The sequence below is a fragment of the Paenibacillus sp. Y412MC10 genome, assembly GCF_000024685.1.
In the GTDB taxonomy this organism is placed as follows: Bacteria; Bacillota; Bacilli; order Paenibacillales; family Paenibacillaceae; genus Paenibacillus_AQ; species Paenibacillus_AQ lautus_A.
The window spans coordinates 5637508-5656802 of record NC_013406.1 but is presented as its reverse complement, the minus strand read 5'-3'; the positions used below and the strand labels follow the sequence as shown (position 1 = coordinate 5656802).

Genomic DNA, 19295 nt, shown 5'->3' with positions numbered 1-19295 from the left:
CCTAATGGAAGGGGATATGATTTAACGGGGGCGGATAGGGTGAAGTTTAGGATGGAAACGATAACGGGAGGGAACAGGATATGACATATGAAGATAACGCACCCGGCTGGGACGCGATTGACGATGCACTGCTGAAGTTATATGGAGAGCAGGAGCCGAAGCATTACGGAGCGTTGATTCCGTATGCGCTTGGAGGACCCGATCCGCTGAATGGAATCAGCGCTTATGTCTCGAATACGCCAATGCCGCATTGGCATATGGTTACCTATGGTTTTAGCGAGCTGTATGATAAAGAATCGGATCATCTGGAGGAGAGCGGTTACGGCTTCGAATTGACGTTCAGGCTGGCTAAGCCGAAGGATGAGGAAGAGCCGCCGGCGTGGGCGCTAAATCTGCTTCAGAATATGGGGAGATACGTGTTTAACAGCGGGAATATTTTTCGCTCGGGCGATTATTTGGATGCCAATGGACCGATCTGCCTGGGTGCCGATACGCAGCTGACCGCGCTCGCCTTTATCGAGGATCCCGAGCTGCCGGCCATGGATACGCCGAATGGGCGGGTCGAATTCCTGCAGATGATCGGCATTACCCGGGAAGAGCTTGAGGCGATGCAGACCTGGAATACGCTTGGCGTGCTGCAAGCCTGTGTAGAACATATGCCGCTTTACATAACGGATTTGAATCGGGATTCGTTTCTTAAGATACCTTCGATCTCGGAAACTGTGGATAGAGGAATGAAGGAGGAAGGCTCGAACACCGGATTTCTCTATGTGAGCCAGCTGGCTTTTGAACCGGGAAAAAAAGGCTGGTTAAGCAAAACCCCGGCTGCGCTCCAAATCGGCGCCAAACAGGCGGGCATCATCGGCAAGCTGCTGCAGGGGAGAATTCTGAAGGAGAAGAGCTTGAGCCTTGTAGGTCCGGAGGTTCGGGTCGTATTTGAGCCGGGGAACGAGAGCCGCTGGACCGCGGAGGATGGAGATGTTACGTTGATCATGGACGATCGGACGGCGGGTGAATTCTCAAGCCGTTTGGTTCCGCAGGTCAGCACCTTCGAGCTTTCCGGTTTACCTGGAATCCGAATTGAAATCGTGAAGACGGAAATCAAGGATCAGGAAGGAAACGTTGTTCAAGTTATCGGGTAGCAGGTGAAAATATGAATGACGCAGCTAGAAACAATTTCCTCTTCATATAAAATAGTTTACAATTAGTGTGATGTCTATATACTTATACTTTAAAGCAGTACATAAACATCATGTCAAAGCAAATGGACTGACAAAGGGAGGATAACATTGAACGCAACTATTAAAGTAGGGATCGTAGGTTATGGAAACTTGGGCAAGGGCGTGCAGAAAGCCATCGGGCAAAATCCGGATTTGGAGCTGGTAGCCATCTTCACGCGCAGAGACCCGCAGCAAATGCCGGCCAATTCCGGTGCGCGTTTCGAGCATATTTCAGTGGCAGAGCAATATATCGGGAAGATTGACGTGATGATTCTGTGCGGCGGTTCGGCTACCGATTTGCCGGAGCAAACACCACAGCTTGCCAGCATGTTCAATACGGTAGACAGCTTTGACACGCACGCAAAAATTCCCGAGTTTTTCCAGGAGGTCAACAAAGCGGCGATGGGCGGCGGCCATATCAGCGTCATCTCGACAGGCTGGGATCCGGGCTTGTTCTCCATGAACCGTCTGCTTGCCGAAGCGATTCTGCCGGAAGGTAAAGATTATACGTTCTGGGGCAAAGGCGTGAGCCAAGGCCACTCCGATGCGATCCGTCGCGTACCCGGAGTGAAAGCAGGCGTTCAATACACGGTTCCTGTAGAAGAGGTTATTAACCAGATCCGTTCCGGCGAGACACCGGAGCTTGCCACTCGCGAGAAGCACCGGAGAGATTGTTTCGTCGTTGCAGAAGAAGGCGCGGACCAAGAGCAAATCCGTCAGACGATTGTGTCGATGCCGAACTATTTCTCCGATTACGATACAACCGTTACCTTCATTACGCAAGAAGAGCTTGAGGCTGAGCATGCCGGAATGCCACACGGCGGATTTGTCATACGCAGCGGGGTTACCGGAAACGGAAGCAAGCAAATTGTTGAATTTGGCCTGAAGCTGGACAGCAACCCTGAATTTACGGCAAGCGTGCTCGTGTCTTATGCAAGAGCTGCGCATCGCTTGAGCAGAGAGGGACAGCAGGGCGCCAAGACGGTGTTTGACATTCCGCTCGGGTACCTGTCGCCAAAATCGGCCGAACAGCTCCGCAGCGAGCTCCTATAAGCTGCAAAAAGCCCTGCCGCATATGCGGCAGGGCTTTTTTTGTGTGATTTATACGATTCCTTGCGCGATCATGGCATCGGCCACTTTGATAAACCCTGCGATGTTGGCACCGGCCACAAGATTGCCTGCTACGCCATACTCTTCGGCAGCATCTACCGCACTGTTGTAAATGTTCTTCATGATTTGATGGAGCTTCGCATCCACCTCTTCAAACGTCCATGACATTCTCATGCTGTTTTGGCTCATCTCGAGTGCCGATACGGCAACTCCGCCTGCATTGGCGGCTTTAGCCGGTCCAAACAGTACGCCCTTGCTGATGAACAGCTCAATCGCCTCCAACGTGGAAGGCATGTTCGCTCCTTCGCCGATGGCCTTCACTCCATTCGAGATGAGGGTTTTGGCAGCGTCGGCGTCGAGCTCATTCTGCGTGGCGCAAGGGAGTGCGATATCGCATGGAAGCGACCAGATTCCCGTGCAGCCTTCGGTGTATACGGCATGCGGATGAATTTTCACATATTCGCTGATCCGAAGACGATCCCGCTCCTTGAGCAGCTTGACGGTTTCAAGGTTAATTCCTTCCGGATCATACAGATATCCGTTAGAGTCGCTGCAAGCGATGACGTGAGCACCGAGCTGCTGTGCCTTTTCGATGGCGTAGATGGAAACGTTGCCCGAACCGGACACCACGACGCGGCTGTCCTGGAAGCTAAGGCCCTTCGCAGCCAGCATCTCCTGTACGAAGTAGACGCAGCCGTATCCGGTTGCTTCCGTACGTGCCAGGCTTCCGCCATAAATGACGCCTTTGCCTGTCAGCACGCCGGCCTCATGTCCTCCGCGGATGCGTTTGTATTGACCGAACATATAACCGATCTCGCGAGCGCCCACGCCGATATCGCCGGCAGGCACATCGGAATCAGGTCCGATATGACGGTACAGCTCGGTCATGAAGCTCTGGGTAAAACGCATGACTTCCTGATCGGATTTGCCTTTCGGATCGAAGTCCGAACCGCCTTTGCCGCCGCCGATGGGCTGGCCGGTGAGCGAGTTTTTGAAGATTTGCTCAAAACCGAGGAACTTGACGATGCCGGCATAAACCGACGGATGGAACCGGATGCCGCCTTTGTACGGCCCAAGTGCGCTGTTAAACTGAACGCGGAATCCGCGGTTGACTTGCGTTTTGCCTTGATCATCCACCCAAGGTACGCGGAAGGTGACCATGCGCTCCGGCTCGACAAGGCGCTCCAGAATGCCGTGTTCCCGATATTTCGGGTGCTGGGCTAACACAGGGACGAGGGAATCCACAAATTCCCGGACGGCTTGGTGAAACTCGGACTCATGCGGATCGCGGGCTACAACTTGGTTATAGATGGATTCCACATATTCTTGCGCGGCAGTAAAGGGTGAAGTTACAGAAATATTCGTAGTCACTTTTGTGATGCACTCCTTCAAATCGTTAAAGTAGAATTGCGAGAAAAATCGTTGGTGTTTCAGAAAAGGGACGCCCGTCTTGAACCATTTGTACAAAACCATTAAAAGTTTGCACTCAGCATTTTTAAGTTAAAAAGAATTTTATAGAATCTTGCCTCGTATTACCAATAAAATGTTTTTTGCAAACTCATTAAATATTTCTATGAACCTGTCATTAGGTGTAAGTTAATCAGCCATTATCCCGTGTTTTATGTAGCGAAAATGCAAAAAATCATCCGATTTTGTCATGGGAAAATACAAATAAAAGGAACTTTGACATCAACTTTTTCGGCCATTTATTCGTCTGAGGTTATGGAAGAGTTGGAATCTTATTACAGGAGCTGAAGGCATGAAAAAGATATGGGCAGCGCTGTTCATGACAGCCCTATGTACCTTGACCGCATGCGCCGATTCGGAGAATGGGAAGGTCGAACCCCCGCCCGTTTCGAGCGTGGAGCCGGCCCTTGATGTAAAGGAAGACCTACCCTTGGTGATCCGGAATGTGGCTGCCTTACAGGAAGGGACCTTTGCATTTTCCGACGAAACGGGGCATAGGCTGCTCGTTAATCCGGATGCCGCGATTCAGGATGAAGAAGCCTCGCTGATTGCCATCGGCCAGGGCGGCGAGCCGCTTCCGGTCCAATATGCGGGTGAGCAGCAAGCGACGGAAGAAGATAACGGCAGGCAAACTTCGCAGAATTTCAGCCATCAGGCCGGGCAGCTGTACGAGGTGACGGAGGGGACGGCCGCCCCGAATGCAACGTACTTCATCATTCCAAAGCACCATGTTCCGAAAGAGGCGCTGTTGACCATCCAGCCGGCCAAGCCGGAGAAGGCCGATGGACAAGTACTGCAGGAGATCAAGGACAGCAAGGGGAGAGCGGTAGAGCAGGCATGGCCGCTTATTCAGCTTCCGGAGGGAGAGTCCCTCTATCTGGTGCAGTTCGTCAGAGAAGGTGACGATATGCTGGCCAGCTTGGCGCTGAAACGCGAGAGCGGCTGGCTGTATTACGATTATCCGGCGAAGTACGATCCGAGCTCGACGTGGAGAGTGGATGACCAAGGAGAGGTGCGCCCGGACATGTTCGCGTTTCTGTTTGCGGCAGAATCGGAGCTTGGTCTTGTGTTGGGCGTGCAGTGGATGGGCGCGGAAGGTGAGAATGTTTCGCTTCTGTCCGTATCGGACGATGCGATTACGGATCTCGGGCTGGAATATGGAAGATATATGTCCCCCTGATCCTTCGATGGAGCTGAGTTATTACGAAAAAAGATCGAAGCCCGCCTCAGCGATGGTTTCGATCTTTTTTAATCTAACGATAAGTTCGGCTTTACTTCGAAATATCAATAAACCCTTCCCCGAACACGTCACGTACGTCGTGGATGGTAACAAAGGCGTTTTTATCCTCGGCACGGACGATTTTTTTGAGCATGGAAACTTCCTGTTTGCTGATGACGATGTAGAGCACGTCTTTGGTTTGACCGGTGTAATATCCGTATCCCCGGAGCACGGTCACCCCACGGTCCATAATCTCCGTCACCCGAATGGCAATGCGGTCATGATGTGTCGAGATGATGGTAACGGCTTTTTTGGGGTTCAAGCCTTCAATTATGAATTCCATTGCCTTGGTGCCGATGTAGAGGATGACCACGGTGAACATCACCTTCTCGATTCCGATCACGAAGACGGACAGTCCGGCCACGATCAGGTCAAAGAACAGCAGGGCATAACTGATATTCCAATCCCAATATTTATTGGCCAGACGAGCCAGTATCACCGTGCCTGCCGTCGTTCCGCCCACCCGGACGATGAGTCCGATCCCGACACCGGCAAACAGACCGGCGAAAATGGCGTTGATCACCGGCTCATCCGACGCAATGCGCCAGTTCTCCGTCAAGTGCAGGAACAGGGAATGAAAGGCAACGGCGATGATGGTATATACCGTCGTTTTTTTATCCAGCAGCTTGTAGCCAATCATCAGCAATATCCCGTTAATCACAATGCCGACCAACGCCGGCGACCATTGCAGTACATAAAACAGAATGATCGATATCCCGGTCACACCGCCTTCGCCAAAATCGTTCGGAATGACGAATAAATTGACCGCCAGCGCAAAAATAAATGCCCCGATGAGCAGCATGATCATATCAAACGCTCTTTTTTTCATACGATATACCTCCATGACTTTCAACAAGCTCACAAAAAAAGCGATTAAAGGAAAAACTCATCCTTTAATCGCTTTATGCAAACATAGGTTGCGCAGCTCTTTTGATATACTCATTATAATAATCTTCACATGGAATGTAAATGATTTTTAATTTTCATAAGCTTGCAGGTCGGCGCTAATGCCCTGCATTCCAGCCCCCCTATCCAGGAGGGGCTTTTTTATGATGTTTGAAATCGAGCGGAGAACGGGAATAGGAGCGCAACATTTCAAAATGGGGGCTGTGATAAAACTGAAAGGGAAAGAAGAAGAGGAGATGATGAGAACATGAAAACATGGAATGGAACAACGGCTTTGGTTACGGGCTCCAGCCGGGGCATCGGACGTGCCATCGCGAACCGATTGGCGAAGGAAGGAGCCATGGTCGCCGTTCACTACGGCAAGAATAGGGAGGCTGCGGAAGAGGTCGTCCGCGAGATTGCGCAGGCCGGAGGGGAGGCTTTTGCGGTTGGGGCGGACCTCCGCTCCTTGGAGGGGGTAAATGCCCTGTTCGAGTCGCTGGATGAGGCGTTGAACGACCGGACGGGCAGCACGCAAATGGACATCCTGGTTAACAACGCAGGGATCGGCTTGGTGGAGACCATCGAGGAAACCACGGAGCAGAGCTTTGACGAAGTGATGCATATTAACGTGAAAGCGCCGTTCTTCCTGATTCAGCAAGCTCTTCCCCGCCTTCGGGACAATGGGCGCATCATCAATTTATCGTCTGCGGTCACCCGGATTTCCCTGCCCAATATTCCGGCGTACACGATGACGAAGGGGGCCATTAATGCGCTGACGCTCTCCTTGACGAGCCAGCTGGCATCCCGCGGAATCACGATCAATGCGATACTGCCCGGATTCGTAGCTACCGACATGAATGCCGGAATGCTGCAGGATCCTGACTCGTATCGGGTCGGGGCCGGCTATTCGATGTTCGGAAGGTGGGGGGAGCCGGCGGATATTGCGGATATCGCGGCGTTTCTGGCTTCTCCGGACAGCCGCTGGATCACCGGTCAATGCATCGATGCCAGCGGAGGAACCCATCTGTGACCGCCGCCGTTGCCGCAAATCCATGAACATAGAAAGACCTGATTCCCGCGGCATGATTTCTTTTTCCAGTATTTCCTTTATAATGTTTGAAGAAGTTGCGAGGAAGGAAGTATTGGGACGGAGGCAGGCGAAGATGTGGAATATCGATTTTGAGCACGCGTACGACATACGCGCGGGTGCCACCGAAGAACAAATTGCCCGTTTTGTTATGGTGTGGAATGCAGGGCTTTCCGTGCAGGAGATGGATGAAATCAAGGGGAGGCAAGTGAATCCTTTTCACAAAAGCTCCCCCTTTTACGATCAATATGTTCCGCTGGATCCTGCAGGCTGGAAGCTGCCTCGGCGAAACTTTCCCGCCAGCTATTTGGATTTATTGAAGTATTCCAACGGCGGGGAATTTCAACAGGGAGCACGTCTTTTCCAGTTCTTTAACACGGATGACCTGAGGGAGATGAACCTGGCCTACGAGCTGCCGGAGTATATGCCTTGTGCGGTGTCGTTTGCGATGGATGGAAGCGGAAACCATTATATGTTCGATATGAGGGAAGCGCCGACAAACGGCGAATATGCGATTTTGTTCGCCCATTCCGGCAACCTGGGGTATGAAGACTGCGAGCGTGTTGCGGATTCTTTGCCTGCGCTATGCACGGAGACTTGGGAGCTGTATTGAGCGTATCATGAGAGCTGGCAGGGGATCGTATAGCCTTGGAGCAAGAGCCCACGCGTGACGCGTGGGCTCTTGCATTTAGCGTTCGGCCGACGACGTATCGGATCTCGTGCGGACGAGGGAGCAAAAGGCAAAAGCCTAGACAGTACAACGCCCCGTGCCTAAATGCAAATCTAAAACGGAAGAATTGGCGGAATGGCTCTCCAAGAGGAAATGATGCATAGCAGAGCGCATCCCCGGGAGGAGAGTCAGGAGCCCATTTGCCTGCGATTCTGTTATAATGCTCGTTAGATTGATTACTACCCCCCTATTTTCAAACAAAAGGTGAACTTTTAATGCTTTCATTTACTAGACTAACCAAATGCAAACCCCCGATCCCGTAATTCCTTTGCCGGCAAACTAGAGATTTTCTGAATCGATAAGGGGGAGTTTGGCTGTGCAAAGAAAAATCTCAAAACCGTCACTGCTGTTGTTTATTGTTCTTGTGGGTTTCCCGCAAATAAGCGAAACGATATATACGCCTTCATTACCGGATATCGCCCATCATTTAGGGGCGAGCAATAATGCGATCCAGCTTACGCTCAGCATTTACTTTCTGGGCTTTGCCTTTGGCGTGTATTGCTGGGGGAGGCTGTCCGATTCCATCGGACGGCGCCCCGCCATGCTGTGGGGCATCCTGGTTTATGGGTTGGGCAGCCTGGGCTGCTATCTGTCCGGGTCTGTCGAATGGTTATTGGTCAGCCGGTTCATACAGGCTTTTGGTGCCAGCACGGGCTCTGTCGTCACGCAAACGATTTTGCGCGAGACCGTAGACGGAGCCAAACGCCATGCGGTGTTTGCCCAGATTTCGGCGGCGCTGGCGTTTACTCCTGCGATAGGGCCGCTGATTGGCGGATGGGTAGATCAATCGCTCGGCTTCCGGGCGGTTTTCTTCACGCTGGTAATATTGAGCGCAGCCGTATTGACCTACACCTGGATTTCCCTGCCCGAGACCAGAGTGCAGGCCGCCTCGAGGATTAACACGTTCTCGGTGGTCAAGCGCCTGCTCTTCGATCGCAGAGTATGGGGATTCGGTTTGCTTATTGGAGCGACCAACGGCATTTTGTTCAGTTATTATGCGGAGGCGCCCTTTATTTTTATTGAATTTTTTCAGATGAGACCTGCTGCGTTCGGCTTCTTCGGAATCTTTGTGGCGATGTCCTCGATTTTCGGCGCGCTGCTGTCGAAAAGGCTGCTGACCCGGCTCAAGGCAGAGCGCATTATCTTGCTCGGCACGTTCATTACGTCGGTGGGGGCCCTTTGCTTCACGGGCTTTGCCCTTAGCGGGATCAAAGCCACCGTGACGGATTTGGTGTTGATGGTATCCTGTATTTTTATTATTCTGCTCGGCACCGGAATGGCCATTCCCAACTGCCTCAGCCTGGCGCTGATCCATTACGGAGACGTGCTCGGGACGGCAGGGGCCATCTTCGGATTGGGTTATTACGTTGTCGTCAGCCTGATAACGAGCGGCATGAGCTTTCTTCACGACGGTTCGTTAGTCGCCATGCCTTTGTATTTTCTTGGGCTGGCCGCGGTCATGGTCTTCGTGAGCGGGATGCTCGCCCGTCAAGCACGAAGCAGTTCATAGAAAAGCATTAAACTAAACAAGTCGCAGAGTGCCGGCGGTTATGCCGGTACCCTGCGACTGTTTGACGTTGTCCGATCGGGAAGTTTTAGTTCATTGCGCTGCCTCGTCGGCAGATGGACCGTAGATGCCCGGCACCGGAATATCGAGAAGCCGCAGATATACCCCTAACTGAGCCCGATGATGAACCATGTGGCTGAAGCCGAAGGTGCGGAGCGCAATCGCCCGCGGCGCGCGGAGGATGATATGGTCGCCGTGGCGCAGCGTCCATTCCTCGCCGAGCGTTTTCTCGTCGCATTCGGCGAGCAGCTGCTCCAACTTGCCCACGTTCGCGTCGAATTCCTCCAGAACATCGGCGCGTTTTTCCAAAGCCTCCCGTCGCAGCGGCACACTCGAAAGATCGAACTCCGGATACTGAAAAATCGCGATTTGCCAGTTGAGCAGGTTAATCAGGTGCGTGGCCAACCCGCCGAGCGCCATCGATTTCTCGTGCGGCTTCCACGACATATGCTCCTCGGGCAAGCGTTCCAGAACGCGGCGCGTATGAGCCAGCTCCTGCGCTGCATCGCCGATGATCAGTTGTTTTACCATAATAATCCTCTCCCCTCTTATGGCTTAGCATACTATATTTTCCGGTTGGGAGGAAAGCTCTCTTTGACGCTTATGATCTAGTAGAGTTTTTAGAATTGGATTGAAGCTGTCCTCTTCGTCAACACGAAGAAGGACGACTTCTTCTCTTCTGTTGAAGTGGAAGATTTCCCCATATTTTGGTACTATATTAACTAGATTTAAGGCGGAGTGGAGGCTCCCGGATCAGTTCAAAGAATGGAGGCGAACGAAATGAGCGAGCCGTGGGCTGCATCGATGAGCGGTGCTCCCTGGAGCACGGACAAAATGCATAGTGCCGTTAAGCAGCTGAGAAACCGTGCAACCATCGGTTTTGTTGTCGGGGCAGACGATCCGGAAGATCTGCTGAAGCTGGACGAGCAGGTGTTTTCCAAGCGTCCGGACTTGATTCTGCATATTTATCATGCAGAAGCGAACGGAAGATATACCGATGAATTTCTGAAGACGCTCGCGGGATTGAAGTTTGTTGCTGCTTTACATTTGGATCTGAAACAGCGGCAGGATTTAACTAGGCTGGGCGCGATGGATCGAATGGAGTTTCTTAAGCTGCGCTCGCCCAAAACGCAAAGCATCGATTTTATCCGCAATTATAAGTTTCTAAAATACCTGGAACTCAGCGGTAAATTCGATGATCTAGCGCCGATTGCCGACTGCATTCGCCTGGATACGCTGGTCCTGAACTGCTCCATCGATCAACTGGATTTTGTCGCGGATTTCCCCTTGATGAAGTATTTGGCCCTAGACAGCTGTACCGTGAACGGTTCGCTTAACGTGTTGGCGGAATCGAATGTAAGCATGCTGAGGTTGTCCTCCGTCCGCAACCTGGTGAATATTGATGACCTGGCGGCATTGGATCATCTGGCCTTTCTGCACTTGTCGCTGCCGAAAGTCGAGCGCTTGTGCGATTTCTCGCATATGCGTAATCTTCGGCAGCTTGAACTGGATTACATGAAATCCTTGCAGGAGATCGGGAACCTGTGGACTGCGGACCGGTTGGAGGTTCTAATGCTGAAGGAGATTTCTACAAGGATCAAGGCGGAAGCCTTGGGCGGCTTAACAACAATGGAGTGCCTGCGCCAGCTCGACTTCCGGTTTATCGATTCCGGCAAGGGCCGAATTGCTGCTCTCCGCAAGCGGATGGCGGAAGCGGGCAAAGAGTCTCTGCTCTACGAGAATATCCCTGAGGAGAACCGGATACGCTCGATGGCTCTTGAGCATCTGTCAGGAATTTTAATGTAGGAAAGAATGCAGATGTACAACAAAATAATGAGAAGCCCGCTACCCTAGCGGGCTTTTCCCGATTTCAACCTAGTGATTCCGTCCCGGTCGCCACCGGGTTCTCCTCATAACTGATCCAATCGCTCCAGCTTGCGATCATGGCAGAAAGTGCCTACACAACAGGCCATGCGAGTTACGTAGGGGCATTGGTCCCAGAGCCGTCTTGGACCCAAACAGCCACATTGCTACGAGTGGTCTCCCTTTTGTAACCTTGCCAGAATACACCGCAAAGAGAGAGGACCTTCATGCAGCATCAGTCACATTAGCTATCCAAACAAGATTATGTCGGGGAATACACCGTATAAGCTATACCTGACCCGACAGACGTATCGCGACCAACAGCATCAACCTCTTGATATACACAGCATCACATCCACAATGTCCACATCTGCCCATGTACCTCGGGGCACTCTTCAGTTCCTCGCCAGCAAGCACCTCAGAAGACCATAAATAAGGATAAAAGCGAGATCAGCACTGCCATGGGTGTGACACGGGTACACAGTACCACGCCACATCTAGCAGTGTATGTAGGTGAGCGCGCGTGATTAACGTCTAGACAAAACGTGTGTAGGTGAAACTGATGTATCCACTATCGTTACCTCTTGTTTATACGGTGTGCGCAGGAATCTATGCCTCAAGGTTAGTTTCATTGGGACATGCTGTCCACTTGAACCCACTGTACCGGTAATTGCTTCGGTAATTCGATCTTCCACTTTGTCTAAGAAGTTTGGCGCTATACGATCCGTGCACGCCTTACCATCATAAAGAAGTTTATTTTTGAATTTAATGTTTATCATTAAATAATTATTGTTTTTCGTAAATGAATCAAGTAGTATATATTGTAAGTTCACATGAAAAGGAGATTGCGCATGAACGGAATTGAATTCAAAGCCAAACCTGGCTTCAAAAGAATGCACACTGCGCTTAAGATCGGATACTGGGGAGGAATCGGGCTGTTCATTGCAATCGTCTGTTTCAATCTATGGATCGGATTAAAGCCCCAGGAGCTGTTCTCTGCAGAGAAGGGAATCGCGCACTGGTTCTTTTCAGTACCGTTATCGGATACGGTGACGAAGAGCGTCATGGTGCCTTTCACTTATTTTCAACCGATCAATCCCGACATGTTCGATGCCAAGAACGCTTATCTGGTCGTCAGCTTGACCCAGGCCATGCTTGTACTCTTTGCTTACATCTACTCGATTTGCCAGATTCGCTATATAATAGGTAGCATACTTAGCGGAAGCAGCCCGTTTAGCCTGGCGAATGCCACCCGTCTGAGAAGGCTGGGAATCGTCGTTATCCTGTATTCTTTGCTGGCGAAGCTCGTTCTCAACATTCTGATCTGCCTGTTCGTTACTCGTATCTTCTCAATCAATCTGGGCGGTATCTCTTTAATCGGAATTATCATCGGCATATTAGTGCTGTTCGTCTCCGAGATTTTCAAATACGGCGCTTTTCTGCAGGAAGAGCATGATTCGATTTTATGAGAATGGAGACTGATGATAGTGCCGATTATTATACGTCTGGACCGAGTTCTGGCCGACAAAAAAATGAAATTGAATGACCTGGCCGACAAGGTAGGGATCTCGAACGTCAATCTGTCCAATCTGAAAACGGGGAAAGTGAAGGCGATCCGGTTCTCTACCTTGGAAGCGATCTGCGAAATTCTAGACTGTCAGCCGGGAGACATTCTGGAATTTGTTCCGGCCGATAGCGACAGCTGTGAAATTGATTGAAGGTGCCTATTCTTTTTGGCAAGCTCTCATGGGACTTTTTGTTGATCGAAAGTTGATTACTTTTGTCTGTTGTTGGCTCAGTGGGAGCCTTCGGGCTCCCTTTCTGCTATGTAAAGCATGTCAAGGCGACTACTTCATGGGAGGTATGCTCAAACAAAGTACACATGGATCAACCCTTCTTGTTGACTCCACGTTGACTCGGAATATCTCAGAGCATTGTGTACCGAGGGTACACCACCCTAGCCCCAACAAAAAGAACCCGCGCAGAGCGCGGGTTCTTGCAGGTTATTCTTCTCCGGTCGCCACCGGGTTCTCCTCATAACTGATCCAATCGCTCCAGCTGCCCGCGTACAGCTTTACGTTGCCGTACCCGGCTTCCTCCAGGGCTAGCACGTTCGGACAAGCGGTGACGCCGGAGCCGCAGTATACAATGATCTCGGCATCTTGCGGGATGTCCGAGAAATGCTCGCGGATCGATTCCGCATCCTTCCAATGTCCGGAATCATCTAGGACGCCTTTCCAGAAATAGTTCACAGCACCCGGAATATGCCCGGCTTTGGTGTCCATAGGCTCCTCCAATCCGGCATATCTGCGCGGCTCGCGGGAATCGATGAGCGTTTTGCTTCCCTGCTGCGAAGCCTTGCGTACTTCATCGACGCGGACCAGTTTATCCGGCTTAAGGTTGATGCCATATGTAACCGGAATGACGACCGGCTGTTCGTCCGTTACCGGATACGAAGCGTTCTTCCAAGCCGTAAACCCTTCATCCAATACATAAGCCTGCTCGTGGCCGGTATATTTCAGCAGCCACCATAGTCGGCTGGCCATGGCTCCGCCCTGGTCGTCGTAGATCACGACGCGGCTGCTGCTTTGAATGCCGGACTGGCCAAGACGTTGTGCAAGGTGATCCAGGTCGGGCAGGGGATGGCGACCGCCATGCTCGGTAATGGGGGAGGAGAGGTCCTTCTCCAGGTCGAGGTAAACCGCCCGCGGAATATGCGATTCCTCGTATAAGGCTCGGCCGCTTTCCGGCTTGCCGAGGGCAAAACGGCAGTCAACGATGACCAGATCCGGTTCATAGAGTCTAGCCAGCAGCCATTTCATTGTCACGATATTGTTCATATGAGGACACCGCCTTCTATTAAGAAATGATGAGATTAAGTATCCGAATTATATCATATTGCTGCTTGCGAATACGTATATAACTAAAAAGTCGACCTGTCTCATAGAATGATGAGATCAGGCCGACGATATGAGAATGAATGATGGCAAGAATCAGGACAAACCGCTTATTTCTTGATGGCTTGAAGCAGCATGGACGTGTAGGCCTCGGCACCTTCCGGCTCCAGATGGACGCCGTCGGACCGGAAGTATTCCGGATGATCCTTACTGGCTGAATACCAATCTACCAGCGTAACTTTCGGGTTCCGTTCGGCTGCTTTGGCGAGCATGCCGTTAACGTTCTGTTCCCAATCGCGCGGAACGCGCGTATTGATAAGCAGAATCTGTTTGGCCGAATCCAGAGGGCCCAGAAGGGAATCGAGATCCTTTTGCGAGAAGGCCCCGTTGGTTCCGAGCCCGATGATGACAATGCCGCCGTCAATCCGATTTTGGGATTTCAGGGCCGGAATCAGCTCATCGGCCTGACGCATTTGGCGGCCAATCACCGCATCGACGTGAATGCCGGGCAGCGATTTTTCGAGATAAGGGGAGACCCCGAGCATAACCGAATCCCCGATGGCCGTGATGGCGGACTTGGTTGCCGGTGGCTGCTCCGGCTTCGCCGTCGGCTTGGCAGGATCGTTCTTGCCGCCGGGAGTTCCGCTTGCCGGGTCCTTGGATGGATCCGGCTTATCGACCTGATCCCCATTCGGCTCGCCAGTCTTATCGTCATCCGGTTGATCCGGAATCGATTTCCCGGAGTCAGCCTTATCCATAGGATCGCTTTCTCCGCCGGTTTGCTTGTCTTGGACGTCTTGGTTGTTCTCTGCCGCTTGGTCCGGCACTTCGTTCTCATCAGCACCGGCGTCGTTATTTCCAGAGTCCGTCGCTCCATCCGAAAGCGGAGCCTTAGCCCCCTCATCCCTGGAATTCGGCTCCTTCACCGTATCCGGTTGTTTCGATGGCTCTACGGCTGGAGGCGCTGCGTTGTCTCCGTTCGTGTCGACCGGTTGCGGCGGTTCGGCCGTAGCAGACTCGGTGCTTGGAGTCTGAGCCGCTTCCTCCGGAGCAGGGTCATCGATGTTCAGCATGGCAGCGATATCGCCCACCGTTCTTGCAGAGGACACGCTGCTCATCATCCCCGAACAGAATATGCCGATCAGCATAAGAGAGCTCAGGGACACGATCCAGCCTCTTAACGAAATCGAAGCCGGGCGGCGGCGAAGCGAGCGGGCTTTAAGCCATAATTTTTTAAGACCGCCATGCCGTATCGGTTCTTCGACATACTTCCAGGATAGCGCGGCCAGCAGAACGCTTGCGGTGATTTGCAGCGCAGTCTGAAGCAAACTGAGATCGCTAGCGCCGGAATCAGGCGAGGTCAGGATCATGACCGGGTAATGCCATAAGTAGATGCCATAGGAACGAACGCCGATCCACAGCAGCGGCTTCCAGCTTAACAAGCGGCTGATGGAAGCCGCAGGATGGGCCAGCACCGCTACGAGCACGGCAGCGGCCAAGGAAAAGAGGAACATGCCTCCTTGATACAGGAATGCGTCGTAACGGTCCACCTGCCACATCATGTAGAGAATGATTAGCAGTGCCCCGGCACCCGTCATGTTGAGTCTATATCGGATGCCTCTTGAAGCGCGGGAGGACAGTTTCCAGCTGGGCCATACGATGGCCAGCCCCGCTCCGATGAGCAGGCCGAACGCCCGGGTATCCGTACCGTAGTAAACCCGGCTCGGATCGTCGCCCGGCTGATAGATCACGGCCATGAGGAGCGCGGAAATCGCGGCACCGGCGGCAATGAACGCAAAGAGCTGCCCTCGGCGGGGAAACAGCTTGAGCGCCGCCAGCATGATAACCGGCCACAGCAGGTAGAACTGTTCTTCCACCGCTAGTGACCAGAAATGCCCCAGCGGAGAAGGCGGGCCAAATGATTCAAAATAGGATTGCTGCTGAAAAATAAACTGCCAGTTGCTTATGTACGTAACCGCTCCGAGCACTTCGCTTCGAAGCGTAGCCAATCTTGACCGGTCGAACAGCGTTACCCATACCACAAGGATGAACAGCATGAGCAGCATCGCCGGCAGGAGACGTCGGAATCTCCGTATCCAAAAATCTTTGAGATCAATCCGTCTATGATGATGCCATTGCGAAGCCAAAATATCCGTAATGAGGTAACCGGACAATACGAAGAATAAACTTACCCCGAGAAACCCGCCGCCTGCAAAGCCAAAATTCCAGTGATATCCCATCACTCCGATCAATGCGAGGGCCCGCAGTCCGTCAAGACCGGGCATGTAACGTGAATGTGGTTTATCGGATATCGGCACGGAAGATCACTCCTCTCGAGGGATCTGCGCTCATGCCGCCCTGTAACAGCCGCTGCGATAATATGTAGGACATATTCTCAAACGTCTGGGTGCTGGATAGTCGATGTGTCATTTGGAACATGGTAAACCTTCCCTTTCCTTTATAGGAGGATATTTCATATGCAGGAGACGTTATCGAATCCTGTAATATCCTGCAACAAGATGTCATAGCTAATACTACCATCCTTGGAAAAACAGAAGGTGACAAAAAAATGAACCTACGGCTACATTGTGATGTCAATAATAAGACAGATTTTTCATTTGAAATGACAAGCCGTTATGCTTGACATATCCATTATTCGGCAATGGGCTGTTAGCCGTATCGCAGGAGGCCATAAGAAAGAGGAGGTCCCTGCCTCCTCCAGTGTCCAGATCATCCGATATTTATTTTTTTCTTTCACTTATCGACTTTAGTATCAGGTAGCGGCTCCTTGCCGTTTCCGAAAAAAGGTCTTGAGCGCCTCGTACACTTCCCCTTTGTCCTTTATGACATGGTACATGAATTGGTCAAGCTTGATATTTTTATACGCCGACATCAGCGTGCTGCTGCGATTGTATTGATTGACCTCGCCGTAACCGAACATGTTGCTCACCTTCAGCAGCTCCCCGATGAGTTTGACGCAGCGTTCATTATCGGATGTGAGATTATCGCCGTCCGAGAAATGGAAGGGATAGATGTTGTATTTGGAAGGAGGATACCGGTGATGAATGATATCCAGCGCCTTCTGATACGCGGATGAACATATCGTACCGCCGCTTTCGCCGCGCGTGAAGAACTCCTCTTCGGTCACTTCCTTCGCTTCGGTATGGTGGGCGATAAACACGATTTCCACCTTCTCGTACTGCTTGCGGAGGAAACGGGTCATCCAGAAGAAAAAGCTGCGCGCGCAGTATTTCTCGAAGGAACCCATGGAACCGGAAGTGTCCATCATGGCGATGATGACCGCATTGGATTCCGGTATGACGGTATCGTCCCAGGTTTTGTAGCGCAGGTCGTCCGGACTGATGCCGTGAATGCCGGGCTTGCCATCCCTCGCATTACGGCGCAGATTCTCCAGGATGGTGCGTTTCTTATCGATGTTGGACATGATGCCTTTTTTGCGGATGTCGTTGAACACGATGGACTCCGTCTCGATCTGCTCTTTATCCTTGGGCTGCAGCAGCGGGAGCTCCAGCTCCTCAAACAGCATATTCTCCAGCTCTTCCAGGCTGACCTCGGTTTCCACAATATCCTGTCCCGCCTGGTCACCGGCCGATTCTCCTTTTCCGGGCTGAGCCGCTGAAGGGTCGCGTCCAAGGACGTCCCCAACCTGACTGTCACCGTCGCCTTGACCGACATGCTTTTGCTTCTGGTAATTGTAGATGAAACGGTATTCGTCAAGGCTTCGGATCGGAACTTTAATGATCTGCTTTCCGTCGGACAAAATAATGTTTTCCTCAGTAATAAGGTCGGGCAGGTTGCGTTTGATCACTTCGCGGATTTTATGCTGGTGACGTACCTGATCCTGATAGCCTTTGCGGTGCAGCGACCAGTCTTCACGGGATACGACAAACGACAGAGCGTCTTCATTTTGCACGGACAGTCACCTCCCAAGTGTAGCCTTGACACGGTTGCCGTCTTTTCGGCTGTAGTATCTCATTATATTCGGGAGAAAGAGCGATATGTGAGTGTGAATCCGTGTTTGCCATGAAAAAGACACTTAACCTGAAATGGATCAGGCAAGTGTCCTGGTACGTAATCCTTATGCGCTTAATACGAATAGGAAAAGGGCGCCGATGGTGACGATGACTACGCCGTTCACGATGGTGGCGATGACGGCGACGGCACGCTTGCGTGTCTTAGAGAAGCAACCGACAATGCCAAGCGCCAGGCCGACGATATTGATGATCATCACGAGAATGAAAACGGCCGCCAGCGTGGTCATCGCTTCAAGCGTTTCCTGAGTCGGCTCCAGGATCGGCCCGTTTTCCGTCATGTAAGGTTCAATCATCGTGGTGCCGAGCGCGCCGAGCAGAATATAACCAAGCAGCGTCACGATCGACAGAATGAATGATGCGATGCCGAAGCGGGAGTTCTTTCTGTCCTCGGGAGGAATAAAGGTGGTTTTAGGTCGCTTGGGCGAATCTTGCCCCTCGGATGGGGAGGAAGGTGATTGTTGATCCATGTACATAATCGCTCCTAACTTGAGATTCATTCTTAATGGGTCCATGCAGGGTTTCCAAATAAAAGACATCCTTATTAATCTTTCACAAAATGGCCCTGAAATCAAGTCCAAAGCGCTTACACGCCGGTGGAAAAGCGTACGCGAATCCGTTAAACTTAACATGATTACATATGGACACGGGTGTCCGCTGACAAAAAGGGGTTGAAAAAAACATGAGTCGTGCTTTCATCGCATGGGGCTCGATCCTGATGGCATTGTCCGTCGCCATTGGAGCATTCGGCGCCCATATGCTGGAGGATATCATTTCGCCGGACGAGCTTGCCACCTATGAAACGGGCGTCCACTATCATATGATTCACGGACTGGCGGTCCTGATTACGGGGATTGTGGCCAAGGTGCTGGGCGAATCCCGGAAGCTGTTTTGGGCGGGGGCTTTATTCATCGCGGGAACCGTTATTTTTTCCGGCAGTCTCTACGTGTTAAGTATATCCGGCATCAAATGGCTAGGGGCGATTACGCCGATCGGCGGCGTATCCTTTATCGCAGGCTGGCTGATCCTGATGTCCTCGGCGCTGTCCCGTAAAAACTAGTACTCAAAAAAAAGAACGGCTTCACCGATCCCTGATAAAGGGCGGCGATGCCGTTTTTACATACCTATGGTATGC

Annotated in this window: 18 protein-coding genes; 10 read left to right on the top strand and 8 right to left on the bottom strand. The window is 51.8% G+C overall.

The window, feature by feature from the left end; genetic code table 11:
• Positions 1 to 80: 80 nt before the first annotated feature.
• Together GYMC10_RS24695 and GYMC10_RS24690 are read left to right on the top strand one after the other, a co-directional pair.
• The gene (locus GYMC10_RS24695) at positions 81 to 1142 is read left to right on the top strand and encodes a suppressor of fused domain protein (RefSeq protein WP_015737037.1); all 1062 of its coding nucleotides are present in this window, start codon (positions 81 to 83) and stop codon (positions 1140 to 1142) included.
• A 147-nt stretch (positions 1143 to 1289) separates the two neighbouring features.
• Complete coding sequence (locus tag GYMC10_RS24690) at positions 1290 to 2273, top strand: diaminopimelate dehydrogenase (RefSeq protein WP_015737036.1); 984 nt, start codon at positions 1290 to 1292, stop codon at positions 2271 to 2273.
• A 48-nt stretch (positions 2274 to 2321) separates the two neighbouring features.
• Here GYMC10_RS24690 and gdhA read toward each other — a convergent pair whose 3' ends face one another.
• Positions 2322 to 3701 (bottom strand): NADP-specific glutamate dehydrogenase, encoded by a 1380-nt coding sequence (gdhA, locus tag GYMC10_RS24685; RefSeq protein ID WP_041622052.1) that lies wholly within the window; start codon positions 3699 to 3701, stop codon positions 2322 to 2324.
• A 388-nt stretch (positions 3702 to 4089) separates the two neighbouring features.
• Between gdhA and GYMC10_RS24680 the strand changes: the two genes are divergently transcribed.
• Positions 4090 to 4977, top strand: coding sequence for a hypothetical protein (locus GYMC10_RS24680; RefSeq protein ID WP_015737034.1), 888 nt, complete (start codon positions 4090 to 4092; stop codon positions 4975 to 4977).
• Positions 4978 to 5068: 91 nt separating this feature from the next.
• Here GYMC10_RS24680 and GYMC10_RS24675 read toward each other — a convergent pair whose 3' ends face one another.
• The gene (locus GYMC10_RS24675) at positions 5069 to 5905 is read right to left on the bottom strand and encodes a YitT family protein (RefSeq protein ID WP_015737033.1); all 837 of its coding nucleotides are present in this window, start codon (positions 5903 to 5905) and stop codon (positions 5069 to 5071) included.
• Between the two features lie 324 nt (positions 5906 to 6229).
• Here GYMC10_RS24675 and GYMC10_RS24670 point away from each other — a divergent pair, with 324 nt between their 5' ends.
• From GYMC10_RS24670 to GYMC10_RS24660, 3 genes are all read left to right on the top strand, one after another.
• Positions 6230 to 6994, top strand: coding sequence for an SDR family oxidoreductase (locus tag GYMC10_RS24670; protein ID WP_015737031.1), 765 nt, complete (start codon positions 6230 to 6232; stop codon positions 6992 to 6994).
• A gap of 133 nt (positions 6995 to 7127) precedes the next feature.
• Positions 7128 to 7664, top strand: coding sequence for an SMI1/KNR4 family protein (locus GYMC10_RS24665; protein ID WP_015737030.1), 537 nt, complete (start codon positions 7128 to 7130; stop codon positions 7662 to 7664).
• A 433-nt stretch (positions 7665 to 8097) separates the two neighbouring features.
• A complete protein-coding gene (locus GYMC10_RS24660; RefSeq protein ID WP_015737029.1) occupies positions 8098 to 9291 on the top strand; it encodes a multidrug effflux MFS transporter in 1194 nt (397 codons plus the stop codon).
• Between the two features lie 90 nt (positions 9292 to 9381).
• On the opposite strand, the gene GYMC10_RS24655 is transcribed toward GYMC10_RS24660, so the two are convergent.
• Positions 9382 to 9879: a DinB family protein gene (locus GYMC10_RS24655; RefSeq protein WP_015737028.1), complete on the bottom strand. Its 498-nt coding sequence runs from the start codon at positions 9877 to 9879 to the stop codon at positions 9382 to 9384.
• 249 nt (positions 9880 to 10128) lie between these two features.
• Between GYMC10_RS24655 and GYMC10_RS24650 the strand changes: the two genes are divergently transcribed.
• The 3 genes from GYMC10_RS24650 to GYMC10_RS24640 all read left to right on the top strand — a co-directional run bounded on the left by GYMC10_RS24650 (position 10129) and on the right by GYMC10_RS24640 (position 12929).
• Positions 10129 to 11154 carry a hypothetical protein gene (locus GYMC10_RS24650; protein ID WP_015737027.1) on the top strand — a complete coding sequence of 342 codons (1026 nt, stop codon included), beginning with the start codon at positions 10129 to 10131 and terminating at the stop codon, positions 11152 to 11154.
• Between the two features lie 908 nt (positions 11155 to 12062).
• A complete protein-coding gene (locus tag GYMC10_RS24645; protein WP_015737026.1) occupies positions 12063 to 12680 on the top strand; it encodes a DUF2975 domain-containing protein in 618 nt (205 codons plus the stop codon).
• Positions 12681 to 12698: 18 nt separating this feature from the next.
• A complete protein-coding gene (locus GYMC10_RS24640; protein ID WP_009595835.1) occupies positions 12699 to 12929 on the top strand; it encodes a helix-turn-helix domain-containing protein in 231 nt (76 codons plus the stop codon).
• Positions 12930 to 13214: 285 nt separating this feature from the next.
• On the opposite strand, the gene GYMC10_RS24635 is transcribed toward GYMC10_RS24640, so the two are convergent.
• The 5 genes from GYMC10_RS24635 to GYMC10_RS24620 form a co-directional block, all read right to left on the bottom strand.
• Positions 13215 to 14051 (bottom strand): sulfurtransferase, encoded by an 837-nt coding sequence (locus tag GYMC10_RS24635; protein WP_015737025.1) that lies wholly within the window; start codon positions 14049 to 14051, stop codon positions 13215 to 13217.
• A 167-nt stretch (positions 14052 to 14218) separates the two neighbouring features.
• Entirely contained in the window at positions 14219 to 16426 is a 2208-nt protein-coding gene (locus GYMC10_RS24630; RefSeq protein WP_015737024.1) for an acyltransferase family protein, read from the bottom strand.
• Positions 16410 to 16547 (bottom strand): hypothetical protein, encoded by a 138-nt coding sequence (locus tag GYMC10_RS32640; protein WP_009595812.1) that lies wholly within the window; start codon positions 16545 to 16547, stop codon positions 16410 to 16412. The genes GYMC10_RS24630 and GYMC10_RS32640 overlap by 17 nt, the downstream gene beginning before the upstream one ends.
• A gap of 334 nt (positions 16548 to 16881) precedes the next feature.
• Entirely contained in the window at positions 16882 to 18042 is a 1161-nt protein-coding gene (gene yhbH / locus GYMC10_RS24625) for a sporulation protein YhbH (protein ID WP_009595852.1), read from the bottom strand.
• A gap of 165 nt (positions 18043 to 18207) precedes the next feature.
• Positions 18208 to 18630 carry a hypothetical protein gene (locus GYMC10_RS24620; protein ID WP_228468856.1) on the bottom strand — a complete coding sequence of 141 codons (423 nt, stop codon included), beginning with the start codon at positions 18628 to 18630 and terminating at the stop codon, positions 18208 to 18210.
• A gap of 212 nt (positions 18631 to 18842) precedes the next feature.
• On the opposite strand from GYMC10_RS24620, the gene GYMC10_RS24615 reads away from it, so the two are divergent.
• Positions 18843 to 19220: a DUF423 domain-containing protein gene (locus GYMC10_RS24615; RefSeq protein WP_015737022.1), complete on the top strand. Its 378-nt coding sequence runs from the start codon at positions 18843 to 18845 to the stop codon at positions 19218 to 19220.
• The last annotated feature ends 75 nt before the right edge of the window (positions 19221 to 19295 follow it).